16 protein-coding genes and 4 tRNA genes are annotated in these 20,259 nt (G+C 70.5%); 10 read left to right on the top strand and 10 right to left on the bottom strand.

Annotation, left to right across the window (positions count from 1 at the left end; translation table 11 throughout):
• Nucleotides 1-104 precede the first annotated feature (104 nt).
• A complete protein-coding gene (gene purF / locus QIS96_RS02050) occupies nt 105-1,631 on the top strand; it encodes an amidophosphoribosyltransferase (protein WP_282540578.1) in 1,527 nt (508 codons plus the stop codon).
• A gap of 46 nt (nt 1,632-1,677) precedes the next feature.
• Entirely contained in the window at nt 1,678-2,748 is a 1,071-nt protein-coding gene (gene purM / locus QIS96_RS02045; RefSeq protein ID WP_282540577.1) for a phosphoribosylformylglycinamidine cyclo-ligase, read from the top strand.
• A 178-nt stretch (nt 2,749-2,926) separates the two neighbouring features.
• Here purM and QIS96_RS02040 read toward each other — a convergent pair whose 3' ends face one another.
• Nucleotides 2,927-3,187, bottom strand: coding sequence for a DUF3073 domain-containing protein (locus QIS96_RS02040; RefSeq protein ID WP_282540576.1), 261 nt, complete (start codon nt 3,185-3,187; stop codon nt 2,927-2,929).
• Between the two features lie 305 nt (nt 3,188-3,492).
• Nucleotides 3,493-4,590 (bottom strand): Leu/Phe/Val dehydrogenase, encoded by a 1,098-nt coding sequence (locus tag QIS96_RS02035; protein WP_282540575.1) that lies wholly within the window; start codon nt 4,588-4,590, stop codon nt 3,493-3,495.
• Between the two features lie 236 nt (nt 4,591-4,826).
• Between QIS96_RS02035 and QIS96_RS02030 the strand changes: the two genes are divergently transcribed.
• Together QIS96_RS02030 and bldC are read left to right on the top strand one after the other, a co-directional pair.
• A complete protein-coding gene (locus QIS96_RS02030) occupies nt 4,827-5,693 on the top strand; it encodes a hypothetical protein (RefSeq protein ID WP_282540574.1) in 867 nt (288 codons plus the stop codon).
• Nucleotides 5,694-6,210: 517 nt separating this feature from the next.
• Nucleotides 6,211-6,417 (top strand): developmental transcriptional regulator BldC, encoded by a 207-nt coding sequence (gene bldC / locus QIS96_RS02025; RefSeq protein WP_003949541.1) that lies wholly within the window; start codon nt 6,211-6,213, stop codon nt 6,415-6,417.
• Between the two features lie 560 nt (nt 6,418-6,977).
• On the opposite strand, the gene QIS96_RS02020 is transcribed toward bldC, so the two are convergent.
• The 3 genes from QIS96_RS02020 to hrpA all read right to left on the bottom strand — a co-directional run bounded on the left by QIS96_RS02020 (nt 6,978) and on the right by hrpA (nt 11,501).
• Nucleotides 6,978-7,202, bottom strand: coding sequence for a DUF6274 family protein (locus QIS96_RS02020; protein WP_282540573.1), 225 nt, complete (start codon nt 7,200-7,202; stop codon nt 6,978-6,980).
• A 110-nt stretch (nt 7,203-7,312) separates the two neighbouring features.
• Nucleotides 7,313-7,387 (bottom strand) — tRNA-Asp (locus QIS96_RS02015).
• Nucleotides 7,388-7,517: 130 nt separating this feature from the next.
• Entirely contained in the window at nt 7,518-11,501 is a 3,984-nt protein-coding gene (gene hrpA, locus QIS96_RS02010) for an ATP-dependent RNA helicase HrpA (RefSeq protein ID WP_282540572.1), read from the bottom strand.
• A gap of 82 nt (nt 11,502-11,583) precedes the next feature.
• Here hrpA and QIS96_RS02005 point away from each other — a divergent pair, with 82 nt between their 5' ends.
• The 4 genes from QIS96_RS02005 to QIS96_RS01990 are packed head-to-tail and all read left to right on the top strand — an operon-like array spanning nt 11,584 to nt 14,252.
• A complete protein-coding gene (locus tag QIS96_RS02005) occupies nt 11,584-11,997 on the top strand; it encodes a hypothetical protein (protein WP_282540571.1) in 414 nt (137 codons plus the stop codon).
• 53 nt (nt 11,998-12,050) lie between these two features.
• Entirely contained in the window at nt 12,051-12,578 is a 528-nt protein-coding gene (locus QIS96_RS02000; protein WP_282540570.1) for a hypothetical protein, read from the top strand.
• Between the two features lie 52 nt (nt 12,579-12,630).
• Nucleotides 12,631-13,404, top strand: coding sequence for a DsbA family protein (locus QIS96_RS01995; RefSeq protein ID WP_282540569.1), 774 nt, complete (start codon nt 12,631-12,633; stop codon nt 13,402-13,404).
• The gene (locus QIS96_RS01990) at nt 13,401-14,252 is read left to right on the top strand and encodes a cytochrome c biogenesis CcdA family protein (RefSeq protein WP_282540568.1); all 852 of its coding nucleotides are present in this window, start codon (nt 13,401-13,403) and stop codon (nt 14,250-14,252) included. The genes QIS96_RS01995 and QIS96_RS01990 overlap by 4 nt, the downstream gene beginning before the upstream one ends.
• Before the next feature lie 154 nt (nt 14,253-14,406).
• On the opposite strand, the gene QIS96_RS01985 is transcribed toward QIS96_RS01990, so the two are convergent.
• From QIS96_RS01985 to QIS96_RS01965, 5 genes are all read right to left on the bottom strand, one after another.
• Nucleotides 14,407-14,480: transfer RNA gene (locus QIS96_RS01985), tRNA-Phe, on the bottom strand.
• Nucleotides 14,481-14,503: 23 nt separating this feature from the next.
• A tRNA-Asp gene (locus QIS96_RS01980) sits at nt 14,504-14,578 on the bottom strand.
• Nucleotides 14,579-14,616: 38 nt separating this feature from the next.
• Nucleotides 14,617-14,689, bottom strand: a tRNA-Glu gene (locus QIS96_RS01975).
• An 11-nt stretch (nt 14,690-14,700) separates the two neighbouring features.
• Nucleotides 14,701-16,443: a metallophosphoesterase gene (locus QIS96_RS01970; RefSeq protein ID WP_282540567.1), complete on the bottom strand. Its 1,743-nt coding sequence runs from the start codon at nt 16,441-16,443 to the stop codon at nt 14,701-14,703.
• Between the two features lie 52 nt (nt 16,444-16,495).
• A complete protein-coding gene (locus tag QIS96_RS01965; protein ID WP_282540566.1) occupies nt 16,496-16,846 on the bottom strand; it encodes a metallopeptidase family protein in 351 nt (116 codons plus the stop codon).
• Between the two features lie 290 nt (nt 16,847-17,136).
• Here QIS96_RS01965 and QIS96_RS01960 point away from each other — a divergent pair, with 290 nt between their 5' ends.
• Together QIS96_RS01960 and QIS96_RS01955 are read left to right on the top strand one after the other, a co-directional pair.
• Nucleotides 17,137-17,691, top strand: a complete 555-nt coding sequence (locus QIS96_RS01960) for a hypothetical protein (protein ID WP_282540565.1) — start codon at nt 17,137-17,139, stop codon at nt 17,689-17,691.
• A gap of 258 nt (nt 17,692-17,949) precedes the next feature.
• Nucleotides 17,950-20,136: a DEAD/DEAH box helicase gene (locus QIS96_RS01955; RefSeq protein ID WP_282540564.1), complete on the top strand. Its 2,187-nt coding sequence runs from the start codon at nt 17,950-17,952 to the stop codon at nt 20,134-20,136.
• Nucleotides 20,137-20,259 lie beyond the last annotated feature (123 nt).

Below are 20,259 nucleotides of genomic sequence, written 5' to 3'. Positions count from 1 at the left end.
CTCACGCACGATCCGGCCCACCCGATTGCGAGCCGTATCACCTACGCGCGTTGACCGGCGTCCCCAATTCGGACCAGTGGTCGATCTCGCCTACACTCGGTGGCGTGCCTCGTGGTGATGGACGACTCAACCACGACCTGCTCCCCGGCGAGAAGGGCCCCCAGGACGCTTGCGGCGTCTTCGGTGTCTGGGCTCCGGGTGAAGAGGTCGCCAAGCTCACCTATTTCGGACTGTATGCCCTGCAGCACCGTGGACAGGAGTCCGCGGGCATCGCAGTGAGCAACGGGTCCCAGATCCTCGTCTTCAAGGACATGGGTCTGGTCTCGCAGGTCTTCGACGAAACCTCCCTGGGTTCCCTCCAGGGCCATATCGCGGTCGGTCATGCCCGCTACTCCACCACCGGAGCCTCGGTGTGGGAGAACGCGCAGCCGACGTTCCGTGCGACCGCGCACGGATCGATCGCGCTCGGCCACAACGGGAACCTGGTCAACACGGCCCAGCTCGCCGAGATGGTCGCCGACCTCCCCAAGGAGAACGGCCGCTCGACGCAGGTCGCGGCGACCAACGACACCGACCTGGTCACCGCCCTGCTCGCGGGCCAGACGGACGCCGACGGCAAGCCGCTGACCGTGGAGGACGCCGCCCCCCAGGTGCTTCCGCACGTCAAGGGCGCCTTCTCCCTCGTCTTCATGGACGAGCAGACGCTGTACGCGGCCCGTGACCCGCAGGGCATCCGCCCGCTGGTCCTCGGCCGCCTGGAGCGCGGCTGGGTCGTGGCCTCGGAGTCCGCGGCGCTGGACATCTGCGGCGCCGCGTACGTCCGCGAGGTCGAGCCGGGCGAGATGATCGCCATCGACGAGAACGGGATGCGAAGCTCCCGATTCGCCGAAGCAAAGCCCAAGGGCTGCGTCTTCGAGTACGTCTACCTGGCCCGCCCCGACACCGACATCGCCGGGCGGAACGTCTACCTCTCCCGCGTGGAGATGGGCCGCAAGCTCGCCAAGGAAGCCCCCGCCGACGCCGACCTGGTGATAGCCACGCCGGAGTCCGGCACCCCGGCCGCCGTCGGATACGCGGAAGCCAGCGGCATTCCGTACGGCGTGGGCCTGGTCAAGAACGCCTACGTCGGCCGGACCTTCATCCAGCCCTCGCAGACGATCCGCCAGCTGGGCATCCGGCTGAAGCTGAACCCGCTCAAGGAAGTCATCAAGGGCAAGCGCCTGGTCGTCGTCGACGACTCGATCGTGCGCGGCAACACCCAGCGCGCCCTGGTCCGGATGCTCCGCGAGGCCGGCGCGGCCGAGGTGCACGTGCGCATCTCGTCGCCGCCCGTGAAGTGGCCCTGCTTCTTCGGCATCGACTTCGCCACCCGCGCCGAGCTGATCGCCAACGGCCTGTCGGTCGACGAGATCGGCAAGTCCATGGGCGCCGACTCCCTGGCGTACATCTCCATCGACGGGATGATCGAGGCGACCACCATCGCCAAGCCGAACCTCTGCCGTGCCTGCTTCGACGGCGAGTACCCGATGGAGCTCCCCGACCCCGAGCTGCTCGGCAAGCAGCTTCTGGAGACGGAGCTCGCCGCGGGCGCCGCCGCCACGGCCGCGACCGACGCGATCCGTCGTCCGTAACAGCCGCAGTAACACCCGCAGTAACGACACGAAGGTTCTCTCCGCCATGTCCGAGACCACTGGTGCCAGCTACGCAGCCGCGGGCGTCGACATCGAAGCGGGCGACCGCGCCGTCGAGCTGATGAAGGAGTGGGTGAAGAAGACCCAGCGCCCCGAGACCACCGGCCTCGGTGGTCTCGGCGGCTTCGCCGGCCTCTTCGACGCCTCCGCCCTGAAGCGGTACGAGCGCCCGCTCCTCGCCTCCGCCACCGACGGCGTCGGCACGAAGGTCGACCTCGCCCGCAAGCTCGGCGTGTACGACACCATCGGCCACGACCTCGTCGGCATGGTCGTCGACGACCTGGTCGTCTGCGGTGCCGAGCCGCTGTTCATGACCGACTACATCTGCGTCGGCAAGGTCCACCCCGAGCGCGTCGCCGCCATCGTCAAGGGCATCGCCGAGGGCTGCGTCCTGGCCGGCTGCGCCCTCGTCGGCGGCGAGACCGCCGAGCACCCGGGCCTGCTCGGCGCGGACGACTTCGACGTCGCGGGCGCCGGCACCGGCGTAGTCGAGGCCGACCAGGTCCTCGGCGCCGACCGCATCCGCAAGGGCGACGTGGTCCTGGCCATGGCCTCCTCGGGCCTGCACTCCAACGGCTACTCGCTGGTCCGGCACGTGCTGTTCGACCGCGCGAAGATGTCCCTCGACGAGCAGGTCGCCGAGTTCGGCCGCACGCTCGGCGAGGAGCTCCTGGAGCCCACGCGGATCTACTCCCTGGACTGCCTGGCCCTGACCCGTACGACCGAGGTGCACGCCTTCAGCCACGTCACCGGCGGCGGCCTGGCGAACAACCTGGCCCGGGTCATCCCGGACGGCCTGCACGCCACGGTCGACCGCGCCACCTGGACCCCCGGCCCGGTCTTCGACCTCGTCGGCAAGGCCGGCCAGGTCGAGCGCCTGGAGCTGGAGAAGACCCTGAACATGGGCGTCGGCATGATCGCCGTGGTCCCCGAGACCTCCGTCGACGTCGCCCTCGCCACCCTCGCCGACCGCGGCGTGGAGGCCTGGGTCGCCGGCGAGATCACCGAGCGTGGCGACCACGCCACGGGCGCGACCCTCACCGGCGACTACGCCTGAGGCCGGACCACCAAGGCATGCAGGAAGCGGGGTTCCGGGACGGAGCCCCGCTCCTCAGCCATGCAAGAGGGCAAGCGGCATCGCGTCCGGCCACCTCACACCCGTAAGCAGGAAGACAGCACGAAACCCGGCCCGGCGAACCCGGGACCGGGTGAAGTGCGAAGGTGCGGCGAGCTGGTTACGCGCCGCGGCGATGTTGCGACGAAGGACCGGACTCGTCGTCCTCGTCCTCATCGTCGTCGTTATAGAGATCCGCGTACTGCGCGTACGGGTCGTCTTCGTCCTCGTCGTCCTCGAACGGCTCGCCGTTCGGCGGCTGGCTCGAAGTCGTCGATGCGCCCAGCTCATTGGCCAGACGCGACAGGTCAGTCCCGCCGCTGCTGTACTTCAGCTGGCGGGCGACCTTCGTCTGCTTGGCCTTTGCCCGGCCGCGCCCCATGGCTCGACCCCCTCGGATACGGGGCTCGACGGCCCCAGAGTCTTGACACGCGTTCATGATTCAGAACGGACTCTCCTCGGAGAGACCGGTCCGTAGGGCTTCAACGGTACCTGCTTCGGCGGCCATACGGTACGCCGCCCACAGGACGCGCCTTGCCCACAGACCCTGGAGGAGCTACGTCCTCGCTGGTCACAGGCGATTTTAACCTCTTCTCGGCGAGCGACCCGCCGACGGGGGTGAGGCTTGTCTCGTCATGTCCACGTGATGAGACAACCCCCGCCGGAGGGTCACCCGGAGTGATCGGCTCAGCGTGCGCTGCGGGCTTCCGCCATGCGCTGCTCCGCGATCCGGTCCGCTGCCGCGGCGGGCGGAATCCCGTCCGACTTCGCACGTGCGAATATGGCCAACGTGGTGTCGAAGATCTTGGACGCCTTGGCCTTGCAGCGCTCGAAGTCGAAGCCGTGCAGCTCGTCGGCGACCTGGATCACGCCGCCGGCGTTCACCACGTAGTCCGGGGCGTAGAGGATCCCGCGGTCGGCGAGGTCCTTCTCCACACCCGGGTGCTCCAGCTGGTTGTTGGCCGCGCCGCAGACCACCTTGGCGGTGAGCGCCGGGACCGACTCGTCGTTCAGGGCGCCGCCGAGCGCGCACGGCGCGTACACGTCGAGGCCCTCGGTGCGGATGAGCGCGTCCGTGTCGGCGACGGCGGTCACCTTGCCCGGGTGCTTGTCGAGGATGCGGCGCACCGACTCCTCGCGCACATCGGTGATGACGACCTCGGCGCCGTCCTCCAGAAGGTGCTCGACCAGGTGGTGGCCGACCTTGCCGACGCCCGCGACGCCGACCTTGCGGCCGCGCAGCGTCGGGTCGCCCCACAGGTGCTGCGCGGAGGCGCGCATGCCCTGGAAGACGCCGTACGCGGTGAGCACCGAGGAGTCGCCGGCGCCGCCGTTCTCGGGGGAGCGGCCGGTGGTCCACCTGCACTCGCGGGCCACGACGTCCATGTCCGCGACGTACGTGCCGACGTCGCAGGCGGTGACGTAGCGTCCGCCGAGCGAGGCCACGAACCGGCCGTAGGCGAGCAGGAGTTCCTCAGTCTTGATCTTCTCGGGGTCGCCGATGATGACGGCCTTGCCGCCGCCGTGGTCGAGCCCGGCCATGGCGTTCTTGTACGACATCCCGCGCGCGAGGTTGAGCGCGTCGGCGACGGCCTCGGCCTCGGTCGCGTACGGGTAGAAGCGGGTGCCGCCGAGGGCGGGGCCCAGTGCGGTGGAGTGGATCGCGATGACGGCCTTGAGGCCGCTGGCGCGGTCCTGACAGAGCACGACCTGCTCATGGCCGCCCTGGTCCGAGTGGAACAGGGTGTGCAGTACGTCGGCAGGCGCGCCGGTCACTTCGGTCACGGTGGTGACTCCCGGGTGGGTAGCGGCGGATGGAACCAGCTCTGTCTCGCCGCCTGCTTGTGGCGGGCGGAGGGTGGGGGCGAGCTGTGGTGGGCGGCTGGTGGGCCGCGTGAGCAAGAGAGTACGACCTGTCATGGCACTCCAGGGAGGCAGTGTCGTGGATCACTCCATGGTGCGCCCGCACATGGGACGATCGGCAGGGTTTTCCCGGCTGTCGTGAGGGGAGGGAGCGAAACGTGCCCGAAGCGACCCCGCCCGCATCGCTCTGCGTCCCCTACGCCTCGTACCTGCGCGTGTACGAGCCGCTCGCCGCGTTTCCCGAGCCTGAGCGCAGCCACTGGGCGCGCTACGCGGAGCGCCCGGAGCGTCCGACGTACCAGGTCGAACTCCGTCGCTCCCTCGGTGACCTGCTGCCCACGCCGCCGATGCCGGTGCCGGCGCACGAGAGTGCGGACGCGTTCGTGACGTACGTGGACGGGGTGCTCTGCGTCTGTCCCTGGCGGACGCGGCTGCGCGGCTGGCAGGCGCTCGGCGATCTTGCCGAGGAGCTGCCGCTGCCGGTGCTCGACGCGGTCCTGCCGCCGGTGGTCCGGCTGCAGGCGAGCGCGGACTACGAGGAGTGGCGCGAGCGCAACCCCGACGCCCGCCCCTGGATCCGCACGGGAACCTGGCAGGTGCCGCTGCACTGGTTCGCGCTCTTCGCCGACGAGGAGCGGAGTTACGAGAAGGGGTCGGGGGACCCCGCCACCGAGGCCGGGGCGCCGGCGCTGCGGTACCGGACGCCGATGGTGCAGGCGCGGCGCCGGCTCGCGCGGGCCCTGAAGGCGCTGCGGGACGCCCTGGACGAGGGGGCGTTGATCGACGGCCTGGTAGATGTGGGGCGTTGGCTTGAGGAGTTCCACCCCCGTTCGCTGGTCGAGCTCGACTACGGCGGGCTCGTGCACGCTCTTCCGGCCGACCGGCTCGATGCGGACCACTCGGCGGCGGATGTCGCGGAGGGCGTCGAGGCGCTGCGTGACGGGGACGGGGTCCGGGCCGGCGAGGCCTATGCGCGGCTCGTGGAACGGTGGCGCGCGGTCCGCGAACGGCAGTTCGCGAGCTAGTAGTTATCCTGACGAAGCGGACCCTTCGGGGCCAATGCCTCGGGTGAAGTGGGTCTATCGTCGGAGGACCGCGAGGACGTAGGTCCCGATCCGGGCTTTTGTCTCAAGCGTGACGGACCGCACTTACATCGCCCTTGCCCTCTTCCCCTACCCTCGTGCCAAAATAGGACAAGGAGTCCGGGGAGGGCTCCTTCCGTCCAATTATGGGCGGAGTGCTTGGCATTGCACTCTATGGGGGGCCTGATGACTGCTGATCACCCTGTGACTGATCGTCACAGTGGCGTGACTGTCCGCTATGGCACGGTCCATTGGCTTCCGCCGCTGATGGACACCTGAGAGGGCAATTCCATCGGTTTGGCCGACGCGGCTGGACAGATGGTGTAGTTGTAGTGCCGAGGACAAGCCGTTCGTCCTATAACCGACTCGACCCGCGTCTCCCATTTCGGGCAACGTGGGTCAAGGTGCAGAATTTAGAGGAATGAACCGAGAAGCTTCGGTTCACCCGAGGAGGCCGCTCATGACCGCTCGCACCCCTGATGCCGAGCCGCTGCTGACCCCGGCTGAGGTCGCCACGATGTTCCGCGTCGACCCGAAGACGGTCACGCGCTGGGCGAAGGCCGGCAAGCTCACGTCCATCCGCACCCTGGGTGGGCACCGCCGTTACCGCGAGGCTGAGGTCCGCGCGCTTCTTGCGGGGATCCCGCAGCAGCGCAGCGAGGCCTGAAACACCGCCTAGCACTGCATTACCGGGCAGTTCAGGGTCCCCCAACCCGAAAACCGCCCGAAACAGCTCCATATGACGGGAGCCTGCCCCAACAGGCTCCGCGCCCGAGCATCATGGGTACGTCGTCGATCGCGCTGGACTCCGCCGGGTCCAGCGCGATCTTTTTTGTGCCCACAAAGCGGGGCGGGACGGGAGCGGTGGCTCCGATGTTGATCCCTGAACACCTGGTCGGGCGCGTCGTGTTGGAGCCTGAGGGGGTCTGTGGGAGTCCGTCGGAAGTGCCTCGGGCCCACCCCCGGAGATCTTTGGGGAGAGCCTCGACGGACCGTGCAACAGGCCTCGGAGGGTAGTGCAATTGCACATATTAAATTGACCCTTTGTAGGGAGGGTGTAAGTCCCGGCGTTTCCAAAACCAGTTCGGTGACACCCGTCACATGAGGCGCAGCTTGTTCCTCAAGTCGCTTCTGCGCTAAGGGAGATCACCCGAACCGGCGCTCCGGCCGTACGGTCCCTCCGTGCCCAGCGTGCCACTGCGGCGGGCGTCTGTGGGGTGGCATAGGTCATGCGGAGGCGGGACTCTCGTCCTCTGTGGCCTGAGGGGCCTCCAGCGGCTTCTGACGCTCGCTCAGAGGTCGCGGCGGCGGTTCCATCGCGAGCCGCAGGAGGCGATGGCAGATCGGGCAGTGGCGCGTCAGATGGCGATAGCCGGAGCCGTTGCCGGAGACCGCGGCCAGATGGGCCCGCAGCAGTGCCCGTGTCTCATGTCGCCGTGGGGACGCCCGCATGTGCGACCTCCTCGCCCCGTCCACCCCTTGGTGTGTGAGTACCGGCGGCGGCTGACGGAGTCAAGACGCACCGAAGCCCGCATCCGACGGATGCGGGCTTCGAATCTGTGCGGTCCTGACGGGATTTGAACCCGCGGCCTCCACCTTGACAGGGTGGCGAGCACTCCAAACTGCTCCACAGGACCAGGTGTTGCGGCGCTTGATCAGTGCGTTGCGCTGCGAGAAGAGACTCTACAGCAGCAGCTGGCCAGGGTCGAACTCGCTCTCCGTGAGCGGCCCGTCACGCCCTTTTCGCCACGGTCGCACCCCTTTTCGCTACGGCGCCGCCGCGTCCACGGCCTTCACGATCCGCTTGTCCGAGATCGGATACGCCGTGCCGAGCGCGTGCGCGAAGTAGCTGACCCGCAGCTCCTCCAGCATCCAGCGGATGTCCCGCACGTTCTGCGGGACCGGGCGGCCCTGCGGCAACTGCTCGAGGAGCCAGGCGTATTCGTCCTGCATCTCGTGGACCTTGTGCATGCGCGTGGTGTCCCGCTGCACGTTCGTCGGCATCTGCTGCAGCCGGCGGTCCGCGGCCGTCAGGTACCGCATCAGGTCCGGCAGCCGGCGCAGCCCCGTCGCCGTGACGAAGCCGGGCCTGACCAGGGCGTCCAGTTGCGTGCGTACGTCCGTGAGGTTGGCCAGGAGCGCCGGGGAGTTGGTGGACTTCAGGCGGCGCTCACAGGCCTGCCAGGTGGCGAGGACCTGCTGGACCTGGCCGACCGTGTGCACGGTGGCGTCGACGAGGTCGGCGCGGACCTTCTCGTACAGCGCGCGGTAGGACGCCTCGTCCCAGGCCGGGCCGCCGAAGTCGGCGATCAGCTTGTCCGCGGCGGCCGTGGCGCAGTCCTCCACCAGGGCCTGGATGGAGCCGTGCGGGTTGGCGGAGAGGGTGAGCTTCTGCTGGTTGGTGAGCTTGCCGGTGGCGAACTTGGCCGCGTTCACGGGGATGTTGAGCAGGATCAGGCGCCGCGTGCCCTGCCACATCGACTCCAGCTGCTCGGCCTCGGTGTCGAAGAGGCGTACGGCGACGGTGGCGCCCTCGTCGACGAGCGCCGGGTAGGCCTTGACCGGCTGGCCCGCCCGCCGGGTCTCGAAGACGCGCTGGAGCGTGCCGATCGTCCAGTCGGTGAGGCCCGTGCGCTCCACGGACTCGCCGCCGGAGCGCTCCGCGGTGGCCGCAGCGGCCTGCGAGATCGCCTTGCGGGCCTTGGGCTTCAGCTTCAGCTTGAGCGCTTCCAGGTCCTTGTCCTCGGCGAGCTTGCGGCGTCGCTCGTCGACGATCCGGAACGTGATCTTCAAGTGGTCCGGTACGCGCGACAGATCGAAGTCGTCCGCCGCCACGGGGACGCCGACCATGCCCTTCAGCTCCCGCGCGAGCGTGACGGGAAGCGGCTCCTGCAGCGGCGTCGCCCGCTCCAGGAAGGCCTTCGCGAAGTTGGGCGCGGGGACGTAGTTGCGGCGGATGGGCTTGGGCAGCGAGCGGATCAGCTCGGTCACCACGTCCTCGCGCAGACCGGGGATCTGCCAGTCGAAGCCCTCGTCCGTGACCTGGTTGAGGACCTGGAGCGGGACGTGGACCGTGACACCGTCGGCGTCCGCGCCCGGCTCGAACTGGTACGTCACGCGGAACTTCAGCGCGCCCTGACGCCAGGAGTCCGGGTAGTCGGCCTTGGTGACCGCCTCGGCCGACTCGCGGATCAGCATCGACCGCTCGAAGTCGAGGAGTTCGGGCTCATCCCGCTTCTTGTGCTTCCACCAGGAGTCGAAGTGCGCGCCCGACACCACGTGTTCGGGGATGCGCTGCTCGTAGAAGTCGAAGAGCGTGTCGTCGTCGACCATGATGTCGCGGCGGCGGGCGCGGTGCTCCAACTCCTCGACCTCGGTGAGGAGTTTGCGGTTGTCCGCGTAGAACTTGTGGTGTGTGCGCCAGTCGCCCTCGACCAGGGCGTTGCGGATGAACAGCTCGCGGGAGACCTCGGGGTCGATGCGCCCGTAGTTCACCTTGCGCTGCGCCACGATCGGGACGCCGTACAGCGTGACCTTCTCGTACGCCATCACCGCCGCCTGGTCCTTCTCCCAGTGCGGCTCGGAGTACGTGCGCTTCAGGAGGTGCTCGGCGAGCGGCTCGATCCACTCCGGCTCGATCTTCGCGTTGACCCGGGCCCAGAGGCGGGAGGTCTCCACCAGCTCGGCGGACATGATGAACCGCGGCGGCTTCTTGAACAGGGCGGAGCCGGGGAAGACCGCGAACTTGGCGTTCCGGGCGCCCAGATACTCGTTCCGCCCGCCGCGCTGCTTCGGGTCGCTCTCCTTGGACTCCTTCCCCGCGGCGGAGCCGCTGTCAGATGCAGTCTTCATGCCGATGTGCGAGAGCAGACCGGCGAGGAGGGAGATGTGCACCTGCTGGTCCGGCGCGTCGTCCTCGTTGAGGTGGATGCCCATCTGCTTCGCGACCGTGCGGAGCTGGTGGTAGATGTCCTGCCACTCGCGGATCCGCAGGAAGTTCAGGTACTCCTGCTTGCACATCCGGCGGAACGAGCTGGAGCCGCGCTCCTTCTGCTGCTCGCGCACATACCGCCACAGGTTCAGATACGCGAGGAAGTCGCTGGTCTCGTCCTTGAAGCGGGCGTGCTGCTGGTCCGCCTGCGCCTGCTTCTCGGCCGGGCGCTCGCGCGGGTCCTGGATGGAGAGCGCGGCCGCGATCACCATGACCTCGCGCACACAGCCGTTCTTGTCCGCCTCCAGGACCATCCGGGCCAGGCGCGGGTCGACGGGCAGCTGGGCGAGCTTGCGGCCGGACTGCGTGAGCCGCTTGCGTACGTCCTTCTGCTTGGGGTCCAACGCGCCCAGCTCTGTGAGGAGTTGGACGCCGTCGCGGATGTTGCGGTGGTCCGGCGGGTCGATGAACGGGAACTTCTCGATGTCGCCGAGGCCGGCCGCGGTCATCTGCAGGATGACGCTCGCCAGGTTCGTACGGAGGATCTCCGCGTCCGTGAACTCCGGGCGGGCGTCGAAGTCGTCCTCGCTGTAGAGCCGGATGCAGATGCCGTCCGACGTACGACCGCAGCGGCCCTTGCGCTGGTTGGCGCTGGCCTGGCTGATCGCCTCGATGGGCAGCCGCTGCACCTTCGTCCGGTGGCTGTAGCGGGAGATGCGGGCGTTGCCCGGGTCGATCACGTACTTGATGCCGGGGACCGTGAGGGAGGTCTCCGCGACGTTCGTCGCGAGGACGATCCTTCTGCCCGTGTGCTGCTGGAAGACGCGGTGCTGCTCGGCGTGCGACAGGCGCGCGTAGAGGGGGAGGACTTCCGTGAAGCGGTACTTCTTCTTCTCCAGGGCGTCCGCGGTGTCGCGGATCTCGCGCTCGCCGGAGAGGAATACGAGAATATCGCCGCTGTCGCCCTCCTTCTGGAGCTCCTCGACGGCGTCCGTGATCGCGGTGATCTGGTCGCGGTCGGAGTCGTCGCTGTCCTCTTCGAGCAGCGGGCGGTAGCGGACCTCCACCGGGTACGTACGGCCGCTGACCTCGACGATCGGGGCGTCCCCGAAGTGCCGGCTGAAGCGTTCCGGGTCGATCGTCGCCGAGGTGATGACGACCTTCAGGTCCGGGCGCTTCGGCAGCAGCTGGGCGAGGTAGCCGAGCAGGAAGTCGATGTTCAGGGACCGCTCGTGCGCCTCGTCGATGATGATCGTGTCGTACGCGCGCAGCTCGCGGTCCGTCTGGATCTCGGCGAGCAGGATGCCGTCCGTCATCAGCTTCAGAAACGTGTCGCCGCCGACCTGGTCGGTGAAGCGGACCTTCCAGCCGACCGTCTCGCCGAGCGGGGTGTCCAGCTCGTCGGCCACGCGCTCGGCGACCGTGCGCGCCGCGATCCGGCGGGGCTGCGTGTGGCCGATCATGCCGCGGGCGCCACGCCCGAGCTCCATGCAGATCTTCGGGATCTGCGTGGTCTTCCCGGAACCGGTCTCACCGGCGACGATCACGACCTGGTGGTCCCGGATCGCCGCGAGGATCTCGTCCTTCTTCTGGCTGACCGGCAGCTGCTCGGGGTACGTGACCGGCGGCAGGGCCGCACGCCGCTCCCGTATCCGCGCGGCGGACTTCTCCGCCTCGGCCGCGATCTCGTCGAGGACGGACTGCCGCGCCTCGGGCCTGCGGATCTTACGGCTGCCTTCGAGGCGACGGCCCAAACGGTGCGCGTCGCGGAGCGAGGCCTCGTCGAGGAGCCGGGCGAGTTCGGCATAGGAAGTAGACATACGAACTCCAGGATCTCACCCGTCTGTCGGCACTGGCGAACGCATTTCTGTCCCCTCTGTCCGGGTGGTGCAGTATGGAGCCATGTCGCCAGAGCCCGCCCGCCGTCGCCGCTCCACGGTGACGCTGTTCCTGGGCGTGCTCCTGGCGGTGCTCACCCTCGGCCTCAGCTGTGCCCCGGCGAGCACGGCCGCCGCCGCGCCCGCCCAGTCGGTGCGGGTCGGGGTCCCGGAGGCCTCGCTTCCCGACGGTGACCCGGGTCATCCGGGCGCGGGCGACGGCACCGGCTGCGGCAAGAAGAAGGACCGGGACGGCCAGCCCGCCGCCCCGAACCGCGGCGCGGCCGCCCACGAACAGCTCCAGTCCACGCTCTCCTACGAGCAGAGCGCCTCCGGCGACTGGACGGCCGACGGCCGCTTCGCCCGCCTCGCACCCGACCGCGGCCCACCGCCCCGGGACCCGCCGTCCCCCGTCGAACTCTCCGTACTGCGCGTGTAGAAGGCCCTGTCTCCGGCCCTCACCCACACGCCCAGGACAGGAGAAAACCCCGCATGAATCTGCGGCTCGCACTGCGCGCCCCCGCCCTCTGGCCGGCGGCGCGCTGGTCCGTGGCGCTCGGCGCGGCTCTGCTCAGCGGAGTGCTGCTCGGCCTGCCGACGGCCCTCGTGCCCAACCCGTTCTTCGGCCGCGAGATCCCGCCCGAGTGGTGGAGCTACCCGGTGCTCGTGGCCTCCGCGTTGCTCGCCGGACTGCTGCTCGCGACGTACGTCCGCACGGGCGCGGAGCGCACCCGGGACGAGGACGGCGACGACCGCCAGGACGAGGACGGTGACCGCCCTGGCGAGGACGGTGACCGCGTCTCGCGGCTCGGCTCCGCCGGCGCACTGCTCTCGTTCCTCGCCATCGGCTGCCCCGTCTGCAACAAGCTCGTGCTGCTCGCCCTCGGCACCTCCGGCGCGCTCACCGTCTGGGCGCCGCTGCAGCCCGTGCTCGCGGTCGCCTCGCTCGCACTGCTCGCCGTCGCCACGGTCCGCCGGCTCGCCGGCGAGGTGGCGTGCCCGGCGACGCCCGCGCGCTGACCGTCGACTCCCGAAGCTTCTCGACCCGTACCACCAGGAGACCTGAACACCCATGGCCCCCACGTCAAAGAACACGTCCCCCGCCGCCGGCAAGGGCCGCGGCATCGCGATCGGCGCGGCCGTCCTCGTGGCCGCGCTGCTCCTCGGCGTCTTCTCGTACACCGCGACCAAGCCGGGCTCCGGCGCAGGCAAGGACAGCGCGGGCGACACCCCCGTAGCCGACGTATCCACCGACCCGCAGGAAGGCGTCTACCCGGAGCTGGAGAAGCTGGCCCGCCGCGACGCGAAGGACCCGCTCGCGCAGGGCCGGGCGGACGCCCCGGTCGTCCTCGTCGAGTACGCGGACTTCAAGTGCGGCTTCTGCGGCAAGTTCGCCCGCGACACCGAGCCGGGCCTCGTGAAGAAGTACGTCGACAACGGCACGCTGCGCATCGAGTGGCGCAACTTCCCGATCTTCGGCGCCGAGTCGGAGGCCGCCGCGCGCGGCGCCTGGGCGGCCGGACAGCAGGGCCGCTTCTGGCAGTTCCACGAGGCGGCGTACGCGGACGGCGCGAAGGAGAAGGGCTTCAAGGCCAACCGCTTGACCGCGCTCGCCGAGGAGGCCGGAGTCGCCGACCTCGACCGCTTCGCGAAGGACCTCGACAGCAACGCGGCGAGGAAAGCCGTCGCCGAGGACACCGAGGAGGCGTACAAGCTGGGCGCCACCTCCACCCCGTCCTTCCTGATCAACGGCCGTCCGCTGGCGGGCGCCCAGCCGGCGGAGACCTTCGAGCAGGCCATCGAGCAGGCGGCGGCGACGGCTGACCGGAAGGGCGAGGGCGAGTGACCGGCGACATCGGCTATCTCGCCGCGTTCCTGGGCGGGCTGCTCGCGCTGCTCAGCCCGTGCAGCGCGCTGCTCCTGCCGGCGTTCTTCGCGTACTCGATCGACAGCTCGTCCCGGCTCCTGGCCCGTACCGGGATCTTCTACCTGGGCCTGGCCACCACCCTGGTCCCGCTGGGCGCGGCGGGCTCGTTCGCGGGGCGGTTCTTCTACGGCAACCGGGATCTGCTGGTCCTCGTCGGCGGCTGGCTGATCATCGTGCTCGGCGTGCTGCAGCTGCTCGGCATGGGCTTCGCGTCCCGGAAGATGTCCGAGCTCTCCGGCCGCATCCGCCCGACCACGGCCCTGTCGGTGTACGCCCTGGGCGCGGTCTACGGCCTGGCGGGCTTCTGTGCGGGCCCGATCCTCGGCAGCGTCCTCACGGTCGCGGCCCTGGGCGGCAATCCGGGGTACGGGGGTGCGCTGCTCGCGGTGTACGCCCTCGGCATGGCGGTCCCGCTGTTCCTTCTGGCGCTGCTCTGGGAGCGGTTCGACCTGGGCCGGCGTCGCTGGCTGCGCGGCCGCACGTTCCGCGTGGGCCGCTTCGAGCTGCATACGACCTCGACCCTGTCGGGCCTGTTCTTCATCGCGCTCGGCACGCTGTTCCTGGCCTTCGACGGCACGACGGCCCTGCCCGGAATCCTGGACGTGGACGATTCGTTCGCGGTCGAGCAGTGGGCCCGGGGTCTCGGCGAGCGGGTCTCGGACACGGTCCTGGTCCTCACGGCGGTGGCCGTGACGGCGACGTTCTTCGGGGTACGTGCCTGGCGGCGCCGGGAGGTACGGGGCAAGGCGGTGGAACGGGAGAGCTGAACTCTGGCGCCCGCCTCGCCGTCCGTCCATGTCCGGTCGGCGGGGCGGGCGTTGGCGTACGGCGTTGGCGTACGGGCTGGTCTGTCGCGTCCCGTCGGGGCCGTCGCGTCCGGAAAACACTGAAGCCCCCGTCCGGAGACGGGGGCTTCTTTTGTGGCTGGGGCCGGGGTCGAACCGGCGACCTTCCGCTTTTCAGGCGGACGCTCGTACCAACTGAGCTACCCAGCCACGAGATTCGCGAGGAATCTCAGCGGTCCTGACGGGATTTGAACCCGCGGCCTCCACCTTGACAGGGTGGCGAGCACTCCAAACTGCTCCACAGGACCAAGCTGTTGCGCGACTAAGTGTCGCACAGGGTGGTGCGTGCCCCCAACGGGATTCGAACCCGTGCTACCGCCTTGAAAGGGCGGCGTCCTGGGCCACTAGACGATGAGGGCGGAACTACTGGTTACAGCTCTGCTTCGTCTGCGCGTCCAGGGGACGTGAGAAGCATGTGACTCCGCTTCCCCCAGAGGGTTCCGCTTCTCCTTCGCTCCTTGCAGAGTTCTGGACGGTCAAGCCCTGACCGGTGCCGTTGGGCACGCCCAGACTGTACTACGGCGTTTGGACCTCGACCAAACCGAAAAGATGTGAGGTCGTCCGGCGGCGTGGGCGTCGTGCCGGGCTCGTTCTCCTCCGGCACGTGCCGGCTGACCTCCGCCGTGGTGAGGCCGAGTCCGCCGAGGGCGATCTGGTCCCAGGCCTGCAGGCGCTTGGTGGTCCGGTCGAGGTACAGGATCGACGCGGAGACCGGGTCGGGTTCCGCGCCCTCGACGGCGCGCAGGCCGCTGCCGCCGGTGGAGCCCTCGATGCGCAGCCGGGTGCCGCGGGGGAGCTGCTCCGTCTTCGGGTGGTGGACGTGCCCGGCGAGGACCAGCGGCACCAGGCCGTCGGTCTGCCGGGCCGCGACCGGGTTGTGCGCGACGGCGATGTCCACGGGCGCGCCCAGGGCCCGCTGGGCGCGCAGGGACCCGGCGAGGTAGCCGCCCGCCGTGCGCTCGGCCGGGTCGCCGCGGGCGACGACGGAGCGGTCCGGGGTGAACTGCGGGTCGCCGATGCCCGCGATGCGGAGGCCGCCGACGCGCACGGTGCGGCCCTGGTCCAGGACGTGCACGTTCTTCAGGCGCTCCAGGTGGCGCTGGGTCGTCATGGAGTCGTGGTTGCCGCGCACCCAGACGTAGGGGGCGCCCAGGTCCTCGATCGGGTCGAGGAAGCCGTTCTCGGCGGCGGTGCCGTGGTCCATGGTGTCGCCGGAGTCGACGATCACGTCGATCTCGTACTGCTCCACGAGTGAGGCGATGATGTGCCAGCTCGCGGGGTTGAGGTGGATGTCGGAGACGTGCAGGACGCGGACCGTGGACGGGTCGGGGGCGTAGGTGGGGAGCGTGGAGGTGGCGTCGTAGAGCTTGGTGACGTTGGTGACCAGGCGGGCCAACTCCTTCTGGTACGCGTCGAATTCGCTGACGATGTTGCGGGCGTTGCCGACCACGGACGGGGCGGAGGAGAGCAGTCCGGAGAACCGGGGCTCCAGGACCGATTTGGGGTTCCAGGTGGCCAGGGCGGCGCCGCCGCAGACCACGAGCAGGGCGAGCGCGGTGCCGCCGGCGGCGAGGGCGGGGCGCGGCCTGCGGTAGACGGCGAGGCCGAGGGCGGCGGCGCCGAGCACGACCGCGACGCAGGAGCGGAGCGCGAGGTCGAGGGCGCCCGCCTGGACGTCGCGGGTGACCTCGTCCTGCAGGCCCGCGATGCGCTCGGGGTGGTCGACGAGGGCGCGGGCGCGGTCCGGGTCGAGGCTGTCCACGTCCACGTCGAGGCGGACCGGGGCGCTGTGGGAGTCGAGTTCGAGGGCGCCGAGCGGGGAGACGTTGATCTTCGTGCCGCCGGCGAGCGAGGGCCGCAGCGTCATCTGCGTGTCCATCGGGCCGACGGGGACGCGCACCCCGCCGACGGCGAGCAGCCCGAGCCAGGCGCCGAGCAGCACCACGGCGACCAGGCCGAGGGCGCGCGCGTAGGGGTGCGGCGGGTGGACGAGGGCGCCGACCGGGTGCGGGTGGCGCGCGCGGTAGTGGCGTACGGACGCGGCCGGGGCGGTCCGTACGCGGTGCAGGGCGTTGCGGGCGGCGGCGCGGGCCGTGGCGCGTGCGCTGGCCATTGGGCCGGTATGCCCAGGCTTGCGGGCGTCCATGCCGGTCCGGGGGTGGGAGTCAGCCCCAGCCCAGCTCGTGCAGCCGCTCGTCGTCGATGCCGAAGTGGTGGGCGATCTCGTGGACGACGGTCACGGCGACCTCGTCGACGACGTCCTCCTGGGTCTCGCAGTAGCGCAGGGTCGGGCCCATGTAGATGGTGATGCGGTCGGGGAGCACCCCGGCGTACCACTCGCCCCGGTCGGTGAGCGGCGTGCCCTCGTACAGGCCGAGCAGCTCGGGGTCGTCGGCGGCGGGTTCGTCCTCGACGAACACGGCCACGTTGTCCATCACTCTGGTCAGTTCCGGGGGGATCTGGTCCAGGGCCTGGCTCACCAGCTCTTCGAACGCCTCACGGGTCATCTCCAGCACACGCCCCATTGTCCGGGACGGGCGCGAGATGTGCGGGGGCCGGAACGGCCGGGGTGCTCGGGGTGCGTGCGGTGGGGGCGGGGCCTCGGGTGTGCGGGCAGGGTGAGCAGTTAGCTGACATACAGTCAAAAATGGTGTGATGAAAGGGACTTGTGCGAGGCAGGGGCGTCGTGCGGGGCGTGCGGCGTGCGGAACGCGCGGTTCGGGGGTCGTGTGCGCGGCGTGTCCTCCCGTGGGCGGCGGGAGTTGGGCACGGCAACCACATTGCCGCGCTCCGGAGGTGCCCGCCCGTGCGCCAGTTGTACGTACCCGTCCGTCTGGCCGCCGTGGTGGTCGCCCTCGGTGCGGGCGCCGGGTGCGTGAGCGTCGGCGGCGACGCCCGGGAGCCCGCGCCCGCCGAGTCCTCGCGGTCGGCGGAGGAGCGTTCCGGTGAGCGCTCCGGCGAGGCGGGGCCGGACGGCGGGCCGGTGGTGAGCGGGGTCACGGGGCAAGAGGGTGCGCGGTCGGACGGTGCGCCCTCCCGGTCCGAGGGCGGCGCCCCTTCCTCCCCCGCGTCCGAGTCCTCCTCGCGGTCGGCCTCCCCGCCCCGCCCGTCGGCCTCCCCGGACCGGCCAGGACCGACGCGTACGACGTCGAGGCCCCGCCCGTCCGGCATGTCGTCGCCCACGCGCACGCCGACCCCCACGCCCACGCGGAGCACGCCGGGGGCGACGCCCACGCCGGAGCCGGACACCGGGCGGCCGTCGTCGTCCGCGGCGGGCGGCGGCGAGTCCTCGGGCGCGGACGGGGTGCGCGGGGCGAGCTTCGCGGGGCGGGAGCCCTCGCCCGAGGCCGGGCCGAGCTGAGGCGGCGCCGCCCCTGCGAAACCCCTGCCGTCGGTTCCGTTTTCGGGCGTCATCGCAGGTCAGGAGGGCGGTTTGCCATTCGGGCCGAGGGGTGCGTACAGTAGTAGATCGTTTGATCCCATTTGCCCGGCGCCAGCATCGAAGAGCGCCGTGTGGCGCGTACTCTCCCTAGCCGTGGCTGACCGCATTGAGGCGGTCGAAATTGCGATTCACGGAGTTTGGGCGCGTGCCGAGACTCCGGAAGGTTTCGCATTTCGCATGTCCACTTTCAGTACTGAGCACTCCGTCCTGCCCGAGAACACCGCGGACGAGGCTGTCGTCACCGAGGCGACCACCGAAGCCCCCGAGGCGCCCGAGGCTCCCGAAGTCACCTTCGGCGACCTGGGCCTGCCCGAGGGCGTCGTCCGCAAGCTCGCGCAGAACGGCGTGACCACGCCCTTCCCGATCCAGGCCGCGACCATCCCGGACGCCCTGGCCGGCAAGGACATCCTCGGCCGCGGCCGCACCGGCTCCGGCAAGACCCTCTCCTTCGGTCTGCCGACCCTGGCCGCCCTGGCCGACGGCCACACCGAGAAGAAGAAGCCCCGCGCGGTCATCCTGACCCCGACCCGCGAGCTGGCGATGCAGGTCGCCGACGCCCTCCAGCCGTACGGCGACGTCCTCGGCCTCAAGATGAAGGTCGTCTGCGGCGGTACGTCGATGGGCAACCAGATCTACGCCCTGGAGCGCGGCGTCGACATCCTCGTCGCCACCCCGGGCCGCCTGCGCGACATCATCAACCGCGGCGCCTGCTCGCTGGAGAACGTCCAGGTCGCCGTCCTCGACGAGGCCGACCAGATGTCCGACCTGGGCTTCCTGCCCGAGGTCACCGAGCTGCTCGACCAGGTCCCGGCCGGCGGCCAGCGGATGCTGTTCTCGGCCACGATGGAGAACGAGATCTCCACGCTGGTCAAGCGCTACCTGACCGACCCGGTCACGCACGAGGTCGACGCCGCCCAGGGCGCCGTCACGACCATGACGCACCACATCCTCATCGTGAAGCCCCGCGACAAGGCGCCGGTCACCGCCGCGATCGCCGCGCGCAAGGGCCGCACCATCATCTTCGTCCGCACCCAGCTCGGCGCCGACCGCATCGCGGAGCAGCTGCGCGACGCCGGCGTGAAGGCCGACGCGCTGCACGGCGGCATGACGCAGGGCGCGCGCACCCGCACCCTCGCGGACTTCAAGGACGGTTACGTCAACGCGCTCGTCGCCACCGACGTCGCCGCCCGAGGCATCCACGTCGACGGCATCGACCTGGTCCTGAACGTGGACCCGGCCGGCGACCACAAGGACTACCTGCACCGCTCCGGCCGTACCGCCCGCGCGGGCCGCTCCGGCACGGTCGTGTCCCTGTCGCTGCCGCACCAGCGCCGCCAGATCTTCCGGCTGATGGAGGACGCGGGCGTCGACGCCTCGCGCCACATCATCGGCCAGGGCGGCGCGTTCGACCCCGAGGTCGCCGAGATCACCGGCGCCCGGTCCCTGACCGAGGTCCAGGCCGACTCCGCGGACAACGCCGCGAAGCAGGCCGAGCGGGACGTCTCGCAGCTCACCAAGGAGCTGGAGCGCGCCCAGCGCCGGGCGACCGAGCTGCGCGAGGAGGCCGACCGCCTCACCGCGCGTGCCGCGCGCGAGCGGGGCGAGGACCCGGCCGAGGCCGTCGCCGCTGCCGCCGAGGCCGCCGTCGCCGAGGTCGAGGTGCCCGAGCAGCAGCCGCGCGAGGTGCGCGAGCAGCGCGAGTTCCGCGACGAGCGTCCGTCGTACGAGCGTCGTGAACGCCGGGACGACCGCGGCAACTTCGAGCGTCGCGAGCGTCGGGACAACGACCGTCCGTTCAACCGCGACAACCGCGACAACCGTGACCGTCGCGACAACGACCGCGGTGGCTTCCGCCGGGACGACCGCGGCGACCGTGGCTTCAACCGCGACCGCGACGACCGCGGCGGCCGTTCCTTCGAGCGCCGCGACAACGACCGTCCGTTCAACCGCGACAACCGTGACAACCGTGACCGTCGCGACAACGACCGCGGCGGCTTCCGCCGGGACGACCGCGGTGGCCGTTCCTTCGAGCGCCGGGACAACGACCGTCCGTTCAACCGGGACAACCGCGAGCGTCGTGACCACCGCGGCGGCGGCGACCGCCCGTTCAACCGCGACCGCCGCGACGACCGCGGTGGCTTCCGCCGGGACGACCGGGGCGGCAACGGCGGCGGATTCAACCGCGACCGCCGTGAGCACCGCGGTGGCAGCGACCGTCCGTTCAACCGCGACGACCGCCCCTTCAACCGGGACCGTCGCGACCACCGCGGCGGCAGCGACCGCCCGTTCAACCGCCGTGACGACCGCGGCGCCGGCTCCTTCGGCCGCCGCGACGACAAGCCGCGCTGGAAGCGCAACGGCTGATCGGATCGGCACGACCGACTGACGTGAGAGCGGGCCCACTCCCCGGAGCGGGCCCGCTTTCGCATCGCCGTACCGATACCCGATCGGTTCCGTCCGCGCCTGCGGCTATGCTCGGGGGGTGCG

The sequence above is a fragment of the Streptomyces cavernicola genome, assembly GCF_029968035.1.
Classification (GTDB): domain Bacteria; phylum Actinomycetota; class Actinomycetes; order Streptomycetales; family Streptomycetaceae; genus Streptomyces; species Streptomyces cavernicola.
Note: the sequence above shows the minus strand (reverse complement) of the source record. Positions and strands in the feature narration are given on the sequence as shown.